This is a genomic window from Bordetella genomosp. 13, from assembly GCF_007679965.1.
In the GTDB taxonomy this organism is placed as follows: Bacteria; Pseudomonadota; Gammaproteobacteria; order Burkholderiales; family Burkholderiaceae_B; genus Bordetella.
Map to the genome: position 1 here is coordinate 21,216 of NZ_VEHL01000005.1, position 13,500 is coordinate 34,715.

Genomic DNA, 13,500 nt, shown 5'->3' on the forward strand with positions numbered 1-13,500 from the left:
ATGACCCGTGACATCAAGGACCTCATCGTCGCGCTCGACATCGGCACCAGCAAGGTGGTCGCGGTCGTCGCCGAAATCCTGCCCGAAGGCCGTTTCGAAGTGCTCGGCCTGGGCCAGCACGAATCGCGCGGCATGCGCAAGGGCGTGGTCGTCAACATCGAGACCACCGTCAACTCCATCCAGCGCGCGCTGGAGGAGGCCGAGCTGATGGCCGACTGCAAGATCCGCGACGTCTACACGGGCATCGCGGGCAGCCACATCCGCAGCTTCAACTCCAGCGGCATGGTCGCGGTCAAGGACAAGGAAGTGACCGCCACCGACGTGGCGCGCGTGATCGAGACCGCCAAGGCCGTCAACATCCCGACCGACCAGCAGGTGCTGCACGTGCTGACGCAGGAATTCATCGTCGACGGCCAGGAAGACATCCGCGAGCCCATCGGCATGAGCGGCCTGCGCCTGGAAGTACGCGTGCACATCGTCACCGGCGCCGTCAGCGCCGCGCAGAACATCGTCAAGTGCGTGCGCCGCTGCGGCCTGGAAGTGCAGGACCTGATCCTGCAGCCGCTGGCCTCCAGCCTGGCTTGCCTGACTTCGGACGAGAAGGAACTGGGCGTGGTGCTGGTCGACATCGGCGGCGGCACCACCGACGTGGCGATCTTCACCGGCGGTGCGATCCGCCACACCGCCGTGATCCCGATCGCCGGCGACCAGATCACCAACGACATCGCGGCCATGCTGCGCACCCCGACGCCGGACGCCGAAGAGATCAAGCTGCGCTACGGCGTGGCCAAGCAGGTGCTGGCGCGTCCCGAGGAGGCCGTGGAAGTGCCCGGCCTGGGCGACCGCGGCCCGCGCCAGGTCAAGCGCCAGGCGCTGGGCGCCGTGATCGAGCCGCGCGTGGAAGAGCTGTTCGGCCTGGTGCAGCAGGTGGTGCGCGATTCGGGCTACGAAGACCTGCTGGCCTCCGGCGTGGTGCTGACGGGCGGCACCGCCCAGATGCCCGGCATGATCGAGTTGGCCGAGGACGTCTTCCTGAAGCCGGTGCGCGTGGCCGTGCCCGAATACGAGGGCAGCCTGGCCGACGTGATGCGCAATCCGCGCTTCTCCACCGTGATGGGCTTGCTGCAGGAGGCGCGCATGCAGCGCCTGCGCGGCCGCAAGGTGGCCGCGCAGACCGGCAACTTCAAGTCGCTGCTGCAGCGCATGAAGGAATGGTTCATGAATTAGGGAACGGTAGGCCTTGCGGCCCGCCGGAGGCCTGCCCACGAAGGCAGGCCCGAAGGAGGCGCTTCAAACCCGTAGCGGACAACCCGGTCGGCTTCTGCTTTGAGGCGATTCACAAAAATAGGCAGTAATCGGGAATTTTGTGATTTGCAATTCTGACTTGTGAGGGAGTCATCATGATGAATTTCGAGATGCTTGAGAACAACACCAAAGGGACCGTGATAAAGGTCGTTGGTGTGGGCGGCGCCGGCGGCAACGCCGTGGCGCACATGATTCGCAGCGGCGTGAGCGGCGTGGATTTCATCTGCGCCAACACCGATGCGCAGGCACTGGCCGCGACCAACGCGCCCGTGCAGATCCGTCTGGGCCGCACCGGCCTGGGCGCCGGCGCCAAGCCCGAGCAGGGCCGTGCCGCCGCCGAGACGGCGCGCGAGGAGATCCGTTCGGCCCTGAACGGCGCTCACATGGTGTTCATCACCGCCGGCATGGGCGGCGGTACGGGTACGGGCGCCGGTCCCGTGGTCGCGGAAGTGGCCAAGGAACTGGGCATCCTGACGGTGGGCGTGGTCACCAAGCCCTTCACCTTCGAAGGCAACAAGCGCCTGAAGATGGCCGAGGACGGCATCGGCGAACTGGGCAAGCACGTCCACTCGCTGATCGTGGTGCTCAACGAGAACCTGTACGAGCTGATGGACGAGGACGCGACGCAGGAAGACTGCTTCAAGTCCGCCGACGATATCCTGCACAACGCGTGCGCGGGCATCGCCGAGATCATCAACGTCGAAGGCAACGTCAACGTCGACTTCGAAGACGTCAAGACGATCATGGGCGAGCAGGGCCAGGCCATGATGGGCACGGCGACCGCCTCGGGCGCCGACCGCGCCCGCGTGGCCGCCGAAAAGGCCATCGCATGCCCGCTGCTGGAAGGCGTGGACCTGAACGGCGCGCGCGGCGTGCTGGTCAACATCACCGCCAGCCGCTCGCTGAAGATGCGCGAAACGCGCGAAATCATGGAAACCATCCGCAGCTATGCTTCGGATGACGCCACCGTGATCTTCGGCACCGCCTACGATGAAACCATGGGCGAATCGCTGCGCGTGACCGTGGTCGCCACCGGCCTGGGCCGCGCCGTCGCGCGTCCGCAGCTGGTGCAGAGCACGGAAGAAGCGCTGCGCACCGGCACCGACAACCTGCCGCTGGCAGGCATGATGGCCGCCGCCGGGCAGCAGGGCGGCGACTACCGCAACCTGGACATGCCCTCGGTCATGCGCAACCCGCGCAGCCAGGCGTCTGCCCAGGTGCGTGCGCTGGAAAGCTCGGGCATGGACCATTTCGACATCCCGGCGTTCCTGCGCAAGCAAGCCGACTGACCGGCTCCACGCCGAGGCCCTGACGGGCTAAAGTAGTAACTCCCTCAGCTCCGGCCCGCCTTCCCGTGGCGGGCCGGACGCGGAGCTGTCCGCGCGATGAAAAACGGGGCCGCATCCGTTGAAACCATTTCGTCGTATTACGGAGAAATGGCAGCCATGTTCCACCCGGGTTACAATGTTTGACTCTTGCTGGCGAACCTGCTGTATTGCGGGCCGCGAGCTCAGTTGATTCCATACGACATGTTCCGACAGCGCAGCATCCAGAATCTCGTTCGCACGACCGGTGTGGGCGTCCACTCGGGTCGCCGGGTCGAGCTCACCCTGCGTCCTGCCGAAGCCAACACCGGCATCGTCTTCCATCGTGTCGACCTGCCCGAAGTCGTCGACCTTCCGGCCCGTGCCGACGCGGTCGGCGACACGCGCATGGCGTCGGTGCTGCAGCAGGGCAACGTGCGCGTGTCCACCGTCGAACACCTGATGTCGGCGCTGGCCGGCCTGGGCATCGACAACCTGCACATCGACCTCACGGCCGAAGAAGTTCCCATCATGGACGGCAGCGCGGCCACGTTCGTCTATCTGCTGCGCTCGGCCGGCATCGTCGAACAGAACGCGCCCAAGCGCTTCATCCGGGTGCTCAAGCCCGTCGAGATCCGCGAAGGCGAGGGCCGCAACGAGAAGTGGGCGCGCCTGGAGCCGCATGAAGGCTACGCGCTGGCGTTCTCCATCGATTTCCGCCATCCCGCGATCGATTCCACGGCCAATTTCGCCGAAATCGACTTCGCCACGCATTCCTACGTGCGCGAGATCGCTCGCGCCCGTACCTTCGGCTTCGTCAACGAAGTCGAGGCGCTGCGTTCCATGGGCCTGGCCCGCGGTGGCAGCCTGGACAACGCCATCGTCATGGACGAATACCGCGTCCTGAACAGCGACGGCTTGCGTTACGACGACGAGTTCGTCAAGCACAAGATCCTGGACGCCATCGGCGACCTGTATCTTGTGGGCAAGCCGCTGGTGGCGCGCTACGTGGCCTCCAAGTCGGGCCACGCCCTGAACAACCAGTTGGCGCGCGCGCTGCTGGCCCAGCAGGACGCCTGGGAACTGGTCACCTACGAATCCCAGGACGAGGCGCCGCAGGCCTTCCGCCACGAGTGGCAGCTCGCCTGACGCACGTCGGGCGGCAGCCGGCACGTTTCGTCCGGCATCGGCGGCGGTAAAAAGGTCCGGAACTTCCGTCACCGGACGCCGCGCTATTTTTCCTTGTGATGCCGCAGCAGGCGGGCGATGGCGTCGGCCAGCGGCCCCGGGCGCACGTTCTGTCCCAGTTCCTCGAAGGCGTCCAGCGCCGACGACGCCAGCGGTTGCGCAAGCTTCGGCGGACGGGGCGCCTTGGCGCCGGGACGCGGCATGCCGGCTTGAACCTTCACGTTTATTTCGTTAAGGTTCCAGCCTTGTGCGGACAGGGTTTGCGCGATGCGCGGGGCCAGTTGACGCAGCTTGGCGGCATGCGCCGGGCCGGGAACGGCCAGGTACAGGCGCTGGCTTTCCAGCTTGGCCACCACGCACACCGCGCCCAGCCCGGGCGGCAGGATCGCCGCCACGGCATGCTGGATCTGCAGATGCACGCGCGCCGTGGCCAGCACGCCCGCGCCGCGCGTGTCCGAGCCCAGCCAGCCCATGGCGGTTTCGCCGGCGCGGCGGCTGGGTCGGGAACGCGAAGAGGGTGGGGCAGGTCTTACCATGCCGGCTCGAATTACAGGATATAAACCTTGAAGATCGTGATTATGCACGCCCGGGGCGAACACAACGGGCACCTCATCCTGGAAGGCGTCCGTCTGGCCGCCATCCTGGGTGTGCTGCTGGTCGCCGCCGCGGTCTTCGGGGCCTCGCTGCAGCGCTACCTGGCGCAGTCCACCACGGTCACCACCGACGGCATGCCCGATTATGCCGGCACGCCGCATCCCGAGCGCGAAGCCGCCTTCCTGCGCGAGACCGTCAACATGCTGGCCGCCAAGGTCGGCACCCTGCAGGCCCGCCTGGCCAGCCTGGATGGCATGGGCAAGCGCGTGGCGGAAGTGGCCGGCGTGGCGTATTCCGATCCCGAGCTGGCCGTTGCCGCCGTGCCCAAGCATGACCAGGCCACCGAGGTCATGGACGAACTGTTCACCGACCGCCAGCCGCCCAGCGTCGAGTCGGCCGAGGCCCTGGGCCGCCAGTTGGACGAACTGCAGGCCCGCATGACCCAGCAGTCGGACACGCTGCGCCTGCTCGACGTGGCGCTGACGCGCCGTTCGGCCGACCAGGCCCGCCTGCCGACCACCTCGCCGGTGGTCGACTATCCCTATCTCAGTTCTTCCTACGGCTGGCGCAGCGACCCCTTCACCGGCCGCTACGCCATGCACGAAGGCCTGGATTTCGCCGCGCCCACCGGCACGCCCATCCTGGCCGCGGCCGGAGGCGTCGTGCTGGAGTCCAAGTTCCAGCAGGGCTACGGCAACATGGTCGAGATCGATCATGGCGATGGCTTGATCACCCGCTACGCCCATGCCTCCAGCCTGACGGTGCGGCAGGGCGATCTGGTCGAGCGCGGCCAGGAAGTGGCGCGCGTCGGCTCCACCGGCCGCTCCACCGGCTCGCACCTGCATTTCGAGGTGCGGCTGGCCGGCCAGCCGCTGGACCCGCGCCTGTTCCTGGGCGCCCCCCGTGAAGTTCCTCCCGCGGTGGCCCAGACCACCGCCTCGGGCTCGGCCTCGTCCACCGCCCCGCCTGCCGGCGCCGGCGCGCACTGACGCGCACGCGGCCGCACGGCCGTTCCCGGGCGGGTCTGTTGCAGGTCATCGACCCCCAGGTGCGTTACACTCGATCGTTTCCCGGCGGACCCTTCCCGCTCAACCGCACGCTCATATAAGACATGGGGCGACGGCCGGCGCCTTGCGCGGCCGGCGCTCCTGCCGACTACGACAAGCATGGTTTCTCTGCTCAAAAAGCTCATAGGCAGCCGCAACGACCGGTTGCTCAAGCAGTACCGCAAGCTGGTCAACCAGATCAACGGCCTGGAGCCGCAGATCTCGGCCCTCTCCGACGAGGCGCTGTCCGCCAAGACGCAGGAGTTCCGCAACCGCCATCAGCAGGGCACGTCGCTGGACGACCTGTTGCCCGAGGCCTTCGCCGTGGTGCGCGAGGCCGGCAAGCGCGTGTTCGGCATGCGGCATTTCGACGTCCAGATGCTGGGCGGCATCGCGCTGCACAACGGCAAGATCGCCGAAATGCGCACGGGCGAAGGCAAGACGCTGATGGCCACGCTGCCGGTGTACCTGAACGCGGTGTCCGGCCGCGGCGTGCACGTGGTCACGGTCAACGACTACCTGGCCCGCCGCGACGCCGAATGGATGGGACGCCTGTACGGCTTCCTGGGGCTGACCACGGGCGTGGTCGTGCCGCAGCAGGCCAACGAAGAGAAGATCGCGGCCTACAAGGCCGACATCACCTACGGCACCAACAACGAGTTCGGCTTCGACTATCTCCGTGACAACATGGAGTACCGGGTCGAGGACCGTCGCCAGCGCGGCCTGTCGTACGCCATCGTCGACGAGGTCGACTCCATCCTGATCGACGAGGCGCGCACGCCGCTGATCATCTCGGGCCAGGCGGAAGACCACACCGAGCAGTACATCCGCATGAACACGGTGCCGCCGCTGCTCAAGCGCATGGAATCCGAACCCAAGCCGCACGAGCCCGAACCCGAGGGCGACTACTGGGTCGACGAGAAGAGCCAGCAGGTGCACATGTCCGAGGCCGGTCACGAGCACGCCGAGCAGATCCTGACCCGCGTCGGCCTGCTGCCCGAGGGCGAATCGCTGTACGACCCGCGCCACATCGCGCTGATGCACCACCTGATGGTGGCGCTGCGTGCCCACACGCTGTTCTTCCGCGACCAGCAGTACGTGGTGCAGGACGGTGAAGTGGTCATCGTCGACGAATTCACGGGCCGCCTGATGGTGGGCCGCCGCTGGTCCGACGGCCTGCACCAGGCCGTCGAGGCCAAGGAAGGCGTGAAGATCCAGCACGAGAACCAGACGCTGGCCTCGATCACCTTCCAGAACTACTTCCGCATGTACGACAAGTTGTCGGGCATGACGGGGACGGCCGACACCGAAGCCTACGAATTCCAGGAAATCTACAGCCTGGAGACCGTGCTGATCCCGACCAACCGTCCCATGGTCCGCAAGGACCAGAACGACCAGGTCTTCAAGACGACGCAAGAGAAGTACAACGCGATCCTCGAGGACATCCGCGACTGCCACAAGCGCGGCCAACCCGTGCTGGTGGGTACCACCAGCATCGAGAACTCCGAACTGCTGGCCGGCCTGCTGACCCAGGCGCGCCTGCCGCACGAAGTGCTGAACGCCAAGCAGCACGCCCGCGAGGCCGAGATCGTGGCCGAGGCCGGCAAGCCGGGCCACATCACCATCGCCACCAACATGGCGGGCCGCGGCACCGACATCGTGCTGGGCGGCAGCGTCGACAAGCAGGTCGCGCTGATCCGCGCCGACCAGTCCCTGTCCGAGGCCGAGCGCGAGGCCCGCGTGGAGAAGGTGCGCGGCGACTGGAAACCCCTGAACGAACAGGTCAAGGCCGCCGGCGGCCTGCGGATCATCGGCACCGAGCGCCACGAATCGCGGCGTATCGACAACCAGCTGCGCGGCCGTGCCGGCCGCCAGGGCGATCCGGGTTCGTCGCGCTTCTACCTGTCGCTTGAAGATTCGCTGATGCGCATCTTCGCCGGCGACCGCGTGCGCGGCATCATGGAGCGCCTGAAGCTGCCCGAGGGCGAGCCCATCGAGGCAGGCATGGTCACGCGCTCCATCGAGACCGCGCAGCGCAAGGTCGAAGGCCGCAACTTCGACATCCGCAAGCAGCTGCTCGAATACGACGACGTCGCCAACGACCAGCGCAAGGTGCTGTACAGCCAGCGCAACGACGTGCTGGAGGCCTCGGCCATCGGCTCCACGGTCGAGAGCCTGATCGACGGCGCCGCCACCGAGCTGTTCCGCACCTACATCCCGGCCGAGTCGGTCGAAGAGCAATGGGACGTGGCGGGCCTGCAGCAGGCGCTGGCCGGCGACTGGAACCTCGAGATGCCGCTGCTGGACATGGTCGAGAAGGAACCCAACCTGACCGACGAGGAACTGCTGGAGCGCGTGATCGAAGCCGCGCGCGCCGCGTACGCCGCGAAGGTCGCGCTGGTGGGCGCCGAGTCCTGGGGCCAGTTCGAGCGCTCGATCATGCTGCAGTCCATCGACACGCACTGGCGCGAGCACCTGTCGTCGCTGGATTACCTGCGCCAGGGCATCCATCTGCGCGGCTACGCGCAAAAGAATCCCAAGCAGGAATACAAGCGCGAGGCCTTCGAACTGTTCTCGGGCATGCTGGACCGCATCCGCGCCGACGTCGTGCGCGTGCTGATGACCGTCCGGGTGCAATCGCCCGAGCAGGTCGAGCAGGTGACCGAGGCCGAGCAATCGCACGTGCAGAACGTGCAGTACCACCACTCCGACTACGACGAGGCGCTGGCGGCCGCCAATGCCGACGCGCCGGCCGCCGAGCCCTTGCGCAACGTGGTCCCGAAGGTGGGCCGCAACGATCCGTGCCCGTGCGGCAGCGGCAAGAAGTACAAGCAGTGCCACGGCCAACTGACCTGACCGGAGACGACGCCATGCTGCACGCCGTGGGACGAACCGAATTCGATCATGCCGTCATCATGGTGCGTGACCGCCTGGAAGAACTGGCGCCGCACTTCGAGCGCCAGGGCTTCCTGCTCAGCGACCTCTCGGTGCACAACCTGGGGTCGTGCAACCGTCTGATCGCGCTGGACGGCACCTACGTCGAGCTGCTGGGCTGGCCACCGGGCGCGCCGCCGGCGCGCAAGGAAATCGCCGACTCGCCATTCGGGCTCGAGGCCCTGGTGTTCCGCACCTACGACGCCGAGGCCACCTACCAGCGCCTGCTGGCGGCGGGTTTCGCCGTCAATCCGGTGCAGGAGCTCACGCGCCCCGCGCAGGTCGATGGCCAGACGGTGCAGGCGCGCTTCCATACCGTGCGCTTCGCGCAACAGCCGATTCCCGGCATCCGCATGTATTTCTGCCGCCATCTCACGCCCGAGTGCGTGTGGGTGCCGTCCTTGATGGACCATCCCAACGGCGCGCAATCCATTCTTCGCATCGACGCCCGTGCGGCGCAGGCCGAGGACGTCGCCAAGCGCCTGGCGCAGGTGGTGGACGTGCCGGCCGAAGCGGCGGGCGACGGCTGGGACCTGGCGCTGGGCAACCTCAAGCTGCATGTGGCGCGGGACGCCGCCGCCCTCACGCCCGCGCTGTCCACGCTGACGCTGGAAAACCGCAGCGGCGCGCATTACACGCTGGACACCGGCCTGTAGCTCAGGCGGTCTGCACCAGGTGGTTCACGCCGCTGGCGATGTCCGCCTCGGCCACTCCATAGATATGCAATGAGATCGCGATCCCGTCGCCGGCGTTGCCCAGGCGGTGGATCTGCTGCAACCCGGGCGCCGCGGTGACGATGTCGCCCGCGCGGCGCAGCGCCTGGCCGCAGGCCTCGGCCTGCCGGCTCGCGGGATGCCACCGGTAATGCGTTTCCGTCAGCTCGCCCTGCAGCACGCGGTACGTGCACCAGGTCTTGTGGCCATGCACCGGGCTGAACTGGCCGGGGCGCCAGATCAGGTAGACGATGGTGAAGCTGCCGTGCGGATCGGCATATGCCACGTGGCGCGTGTAGCGTTCGGGGCAGCCCTGCCGCAATGCCGGCGGCAGGCCCGCCAGCGCGTCCGCCCCGGCATCCGCCACGCTGGCATTCAACTCGTGCAGCAGGGCCTGGGCGGCCTTGCGTTGCGCGTGCTCGACGGAGGCGCATAGGGCTTGCAGCGGGGCCGGGGTGGCGGACAGAGGCATGGGTACGGGGCAGGGCGGATCGCGGCGTGTGTCGATACGTCCATGCTATGTCCCCACGGGCGGAATGGCTTTGCGCAATCCGGGGTGGTCGACTGGCGGATTAGAAAAAATTTTCGTCATGGGCGGTTTGCCACGGTGCGGGCATGCCCAAACGTCTGCAATCCAGGATAAACGCTTGCTGGTGGAGAAGAAGCCGCGGCGCGCGGATTCCGTGGTCGTCGCGCGCAACGCGATGGCGCACTGGTGGACGCCGCTTCGTGGAAAGGGCAAGATGACGCCCGCACGGACCGCAGTCTCGCGGCAGGGCCGTCGCCGCCAATCCGCCGGCGCATACCGGGCGTTGCCTTCCAGGGGAAAACTGTGGATCAGACGGACATCAAAATACTCAGGCTGCTGCAGAAGGACGCCACGTGTTCGGTCGCGGACATCGCCGAGCAGGTGAATCTTTCCGTCACGCCGTGCTGGCGTCGTATCCAGAAGCTCAAGGACGACGGTGTCATCGCGCGCCAGACGGTGCTGCTGGACCCGAAGGCGCTGGGCCTGAACCTGACCGTCTTCGTATCGATCAAGACCAGCCAGCACAACGCCAAATGGACGCAGAGCCTGGTCGGCGCCGTGACGGCCTTGCCCAACGTGGTCGAGTTCCATCGCATGGCGGGCGACATCGACTACTTGCTGAAAGTCGTGGTCGAGGACATGGCGGCGTACGACCGGTTCTACCGGCGCCTGATCGAGACGGTGGACCTGCTGGACGTCAGCGCCAGCTTCTCGATGGAAATCATCAAGAGCACCACCGAGCTGCCGCTGAACGCGGCTTGAGCCCGCCGGGCCGCCCCAAGGGCGACGCCGGAGTGCGCAGCATGAAGGCTTCCTCATCAGCCCGCCGGGCCGGCCCAAGGGCGATGCCGGAGTGCGCAGCATGAAGGCTTACCTATCAGCCCGCCGGGCCGGCCCAAGGGCGATGCCGGAGTGCGCAGCATGAAGGCTTACCTATCAGCCCGCCGGGCCGCCCCAAGGGCGATGGCGGAGTGCGCAGCACGAAGGCTTCCTCATCAGCCCGCCGGGCCGCCCCAAGGGCGATGCCGGAGTGCGCAGCATGAAGGCTTCCTCATCAGCCCGCCGGGCCGGCGGGCGGCGCTCGTCGCGAGCGCCGCCCGGGTTGCTTACTGCAGCGGCACCTGCACGGTGCGCGCGGCGGCCAGGCCGCTGTAGGTCACGGACAGCGTCAGCTCCTTGCCGCGCGCCGCGTTGAAGTCCGCGTCGCTCAGGCCCAGGTCGCCGGTGTACTGGAACACGATGCCGGTCTGGATGCCCGCGAAGGCGGCGGCCAGTTGGCTGGCGTCGGTGGACGAGACGTAGTTGCCGCCGGTCTGGTCAGCCAGTTCCTGCAGCACGGTCGTGCTGGCGCCCAGGCCGAACGACACCGTCCACAGGGGAATGTTCTTCGCCTGGTATTCCTGGACCAGGGTGGCAGCGCTGATGCTGCTGTCGTTGTCGGAACCGTCGGTCATCAGCACAGCGACCTTGCGCGGGTTGCTGCGGCCGTCCATGTGGTCCAGGGCGAGCTTGCCGGCGTCATAGATTGCGGTGGTGCCGCCCCACGGGTAGGAACCGGTGGCGCGCAGGTCGGCGGGCAGCGGCGCGTGCAGGGCGTCCGGCGCGCTGTCGCCCCAGATCTGCGATCGGTCGTTGTAGTAGTCCACGGGCAGCCGCAGCACGTTGGGATCCTTCGAGAAGCCATCCGCCGGATAGCCCGCGTCGTACGCGCCGCCCGCGCTCTTCAGCCCGGCGCCGTCGAAATACGTCTTGTCGATCCAGTCCGTGCGGTCGTCGAACACCACGATGCCGACTTCATCGTCGGCATTCTTGCCGTCGATGAAGACGTGCGAGGCCAGGCCGGCCATGCGCGTCAGGGTCATCGTCAGGCCATTGGCGTCCTTCACCGGCGTGCCGGTGCTGTCGTAGACGGGGCTGTCCATCGAACCGCTCGCGTCCAGGGCCAGCACGACGCTGGCCGCGCCGGCCTGCGCGGCGGCATACACCAGCGATGACAGGTCGGTGGCATTGCCGCCCGCCACCGTGTATTGCACCGCGCTTTTCGGGATGCCCAGCACGGCCTTGCCCGTGACGGAATCGACCACGGTGAAGGAGAGGTCGGCGCCCGTCCACTGCACCGACGCGACGCGGTAGGTCGCGCCTGCGACGTCGGGCAGCAGCGACGTCAGGTTGGTGGGATCGGCGGAGTTGGCGTCGAACGAGGCCACCGGCACGGTCAGGTCGCGGTAGCCGGCGCCCTTGGCAATGGCGAAGGCGGCGGTGTCGGGCACCGTGCCCGAAAACGCACCGCAATCGTCGGTGGTCAGGGTGGCGTTGACCGGATTGCCGCCGGCGTCGGTGAACGAAATGGTGGCCTGGGCCAGCGGCTGATAGCTGGTGGGCACGGCGTCGCAGGTCACCGCGGCGGCCAGCGAACTGGCGCGCAGGCTGCTGCGGGCGGACATCACGCTGGCGGTCTGCGCGCGGGCGGACTCGGGCACGACCAGGGTGCCGGACAAGGACCGCGTGCCGGTGCTGGGCTGGCCGGGATCCGTGCCGCCGTTGCCATTGCCGCCGCCGTTGCCCGGCTGGGTGGGGGTCTCGCTGGGATTGTCATCGTCGTCGTCATCGCTGCCGCCGCATCCGGTCAGGATGCCCGCGATCAGCAATGCCACGGCCAGGCCACGCAATTTCATCATCTTCTGCATGTTGATTCTCGTTGGAATGGAAGAAGGCCGGCGCCCCTCTGTGCGGCCGGCTCGGCAATGATTCGCGATACGGGTGCGATGCCGGGGCCGAAGGATTCCAAAGAGTTGTGTCTGAAAGATTTCAAATTTGTGTAATTGAGGGCGATTTCCGGGGATCGGCCGTCAAATCCATGGTTGATGTGACAAATGTATCTGATATGCACAGAATGGCCATGGCGTCACGGCGACGCCAAGCTATTGCAATAAAAAAGCTTTTTGGCCAGTTGGAGATGCATTCCTTGCCGGCCCTGCTGCACAAATGTGAATTTGGAAAGGTTTTGTTGGAAACGGCTGATTCAGAGGAACTTTTTTCAAAGTAATGATGCAGCGCACATTCCGGAAAATTTTTCCCGGTTTGTCGGGAGGAATGCGTCGCCGCTTGCGTCGGGTCCACGCCACATGGCCTCATCGCGCAATATTTTTCCCGGCCCACAGGCGTAGCATTATCGACATTGTTTTCTGGTACGAGGTCCAGGCAGGATCATGTCGTCGGAAGTAACGGCCGCATGCAGCGGCGCAGCATGGCCCCCGTCGTCGGTCGAGGCGTTGCTGGCGGATTGGAACGGCATCGACGACATCTGGGTCTTCGGCTACGGGTCCCTGATCTGGCGTCCCGCCTTCGCCTGGCAGGAACGCCGCCTGGCCACCGTGCGCGGCTATCACCGTTCGCTTTGCCTGTGGTCGCATGACCACCGCGGGTCGCCCGACGCGCCGGGCCTGGTGTTCGGCCTGGATCGTGGCGGCTGTTGCCGCGGCGTAGCGTTCCGCGTGGCCGCGGCCGACGTCGTCCCCGTCTTCCACGCGCTATGGCAGCGCGAAATGCCCAATGGCGCGTACGTGCCGCGCTGGCTGGCCTGTTCGACCGAGGCCGGGCCGGTGCGTGGACTGGTGTTCCTGCTCAACCGGGGATGCAGCCATTACGCGGGAGAGATCAGCGAGGATCACCTGATGGCCTCGGTGCGCCGCGCCGTGGGACAGTCGGGCGCCTGCCTGGATTACGTGATCGAGACCGACCGGGCGCTGCGGGCCTGCGGCATCGACGACGGCCGCCTGGGGGCGCTGGTGCGCAAGCTGGGCATGGCGCTGCAGCCGGCCGCGGCCTGATCGAGCCGGCTTTCAAAAGCCAAGGGCCTGCGGATCGCAGGCCCTTGGTTCTTCAGG

12 protein-coding genes are annotated in these 13,500 nt (G+C 67.0%); 8 read left to right on the top strand and 4 right to left on the bottom strand.

What is annotated here, in order from left to right; all coding sequences use genetic code 11:
* The 3 genes from ftsA (at position 1) to lpxC (ending at position 3,758) form a co-directional block, all read left to right on the top strand.
* Positions 1-1,227 (top strand): cell division protein FtsA, encoded by a 1,227-nt coding sequence (ftsA, locus tag FS845_RS13470; protein ID WP_066123541.1) that lies wholly within the window; start codon positions 1-3, stop codon positions 1,225-1,227.
* Positions 1,228-1,400: 173 nt separating this feature from the next.
* Positions 1,401-2,594, top strand: a complete 1,194-nt coding sequence (ftsZ, locus tag FS845_RS13475) for a cell division protein FtsZ (protein ID WP_144635896.1) — start codon at positions 1,401-1,403, stop codon at positions 2,592-2,594.
* 240 nt (positions 2,595-2,834) lie between these two features.
* Complete coding sequence (gene lpxC, locus FS845_RS13480) at positions 2,835-3,758, top strand: UDP-3-O-acyl-N-acetylglucosamine deacetylase (protein ID WP_144635899.1); 924 nt, start codon at positions 2,835-2,837, stop codon at positions 3,756-3,758.
* A gap of 83 nt (positions 3,759-3,841) precedes the next feature.
* Here the strand turns inward: lpxC and FS845_RS13485 are convergent, their stop codons facing one another.
* Positions 3,842-4,270 carry a flagellar hook-length control protein FliK gene (locus FS845_RS13485; protein WP_260986279.1) on the bottom strand — a complete coding sequence of 143 codons (429 nt, stop codon included), beginning with the start codon at positions 4,268-4,270 and terminating at the stop codon, positions 3,842-3,844.
* A 105-nt stretch (positions 4,271-4,375) separates the two neighbouring features.
* Between FS845_RS13485 and FS845_RS13490 the strand changes: the two genes are divergently transcribed.
* From FS845_RS13490 to FS845_RS13500, 3 genes are all read left to right on the top strand, one after another.
* A complete protein-coding gene (locus FS845_RS13490; RefSeq protein ID WP_144636737.1) occupies positions 4,376-5,380 on the top strand; it encodes a M23 family metallopeptidase in 1,005 nt (334 codons plus the stop codon).
* Positions 5,381-5,557: 177 nt separating this feature from the next.
* Entirely contained in the window at positions 5,558-8,293 is a 2,736-nt protein-coding gene (secA, locus tag FS845_RS13495; RefSeq protein WP_144635904.1) for a preprotein translocase subunit SecA, read from the top strand.
* A gap of 14 nt (positions 8,294-8,307) precedes the next feature.
* Positions 8,308-9,027, top strand: coding sequence for a VOC family protein (locus FS845_RS13500; protein ID WP_144635907.1), 720 nt, complete (start codon positions 8,308-8,310; stop codon positions 9,025-9,027).
* 1 nt (position 9,028) lies between these two features.
* On the opposite strand, the gene FS845_RS13505 is transcribed toward FS845_RS13500, so the two are convergent.
* The gene (locus FS845_RS13505) at positions 9,029-9,556 is read right to left on the bottom strand and encodes a cysteine dioxygenase family protein (protein WP_144635910.1); all 528 of its coding nucleotides are present in this window, start codon (positions 9,554-9,556) and stop codon (positions 9,029-9,031) included.
* Positions 9,557-9,916: 360 nt separating this feature from the next.
* On the opposite strand from FS845_RS13505, the gene FS845_RS13510 reads away from it, so the two are divergent.
* The gene (locus FS845_RS13510; protein ID WP_144635914.1) at positions 9,917-10,375 is read left to right on the top strand and encodes an Lrp/AsnC family transcriptional regulator; all 459 of its coding nucleotides are present in this window, start codon (positions 9,917-9,919) and stop codon (positions 10,373-10,375) included.
* 344 nt (positions 10,376-10,719) lie between these two features.
* Here FS845_RS13510 and FS845_RS13515 read toward each other — a convergent pair whose 3' ends face one another.
* Both FS845_RS13515 and FS845_RS13520 read right to left on the bottom strand, forming a co-directional pair.
* Positions 10,720-12,300, bottom strand: a complete 1,581-nt coding sequence (locus FS845_RS13515; RefSeq protein ID WP_144635917.1) for a vWA domain-containing protein — start codon at positions 12,298-12,300, stop codon at positions 10,720-10,722.
* A 121-nt stretch (positions 12,301-12,421) separates the two neighbouring features.
* Positions 12,422-12,733: a hypothetical protein gene (locus tag FS845_RS13520; RefSeq protein ID WP_144635920.1), complete on the bottom strand. Its 312-nt coding sequence runs from the start codon at positions 12,731-12,733 to the stop codon at positions 12,422-12,424.
* 89 nt (positions 12,734-12,822) lie between these two features.
* Between FS845_RS13520 and FS845_RS13525 the strand changes: the two genes are divergently transcribed.
* Positions 12,823-13,443 (top strand): gamma-glutamylcyclotransferase, encoded by a 621-nt coding sequence (locus FS845_RS13525; protein ID WP_144635923.1) that lies wholly within the window; start codon positions 12,823-12,825, stop codon positions 13,441-13,443.
* Positions 13,444-13,500 lie beyond the last annotated feature (57 nt).

Excerpts from the sequence above, each read along its gene's own strand:
- ftsA (WP_066123541.1), top strand. The coding sequence starts at position 1 with ATGACCCGTGACATCAAGGACCTCATCGTCGCGCTCGACATCGGCACC.
- ftsZ (WP_144635896.1), top strand. The coding sequence starts at position 1,401 with ATGATGAATTTCGAGATGCTTGAGAACAACACCAAAGGGACCGTGATA.
- lpxC (WP_144635899.1), top strand. The coding sequence starts at position 2,835 with ATGTTCCGACAGCGCAGCATCCAGAATCTCGTTCGCACGACCGGTGTG.
- FS845_RS13485 (WP_260986279.1), bottom strand. The coding sequence starts at position 4,270 with ATGGGCTGGCTGGGCTCGGACACGCGCGGCGCGGGCGTGCTGGCCACG.
- FS845_RS13490 (WP_144636737.1), top strand. The coding sequence starts at position 4,376 with ATGCACGCCCGGGGCGAACACAACGGGCACCTCATCCTGGAAGGCGTC.
- secA (WP_144635904.1), top strand. The coding sequence starts at position 5,558 with ATGGTTTCTCTGCTCAAAAAGCTCATAGGCAGCCGCAACGACCGGTTG.
- FS845_RS13500 (WP_144635907.1), top strand. The coding sequence starts at position 8,308 with ATGCTGCACGCCGTGGGACGAACCGAATTCGATCATGCCGTCATCATG.
- FS845_RS13505 (WP_144635910.1), bottom strand. The coding sequence starts at position 9,556 with ATGCCTCTGTCCGCCACCCCGGCCCCGCTGCAAGCCCTATGCGCCTCC.
- FS845_RS13515 (WP_144635917.1), bottom strand. The coding sequence starts at position 12,300 with ATGCAGAAGATGATGAAATTGCGTGGCCTGGCCGTGGCATTGCTGATC.
- FS845_RS13525 (WP_144635923.1), top strand. The coding sequence starts at position 12,823 with ATGTCGTCGGAAGTAACGGCCGCATGCAGCGGCGCAGCATGGCCCCCG.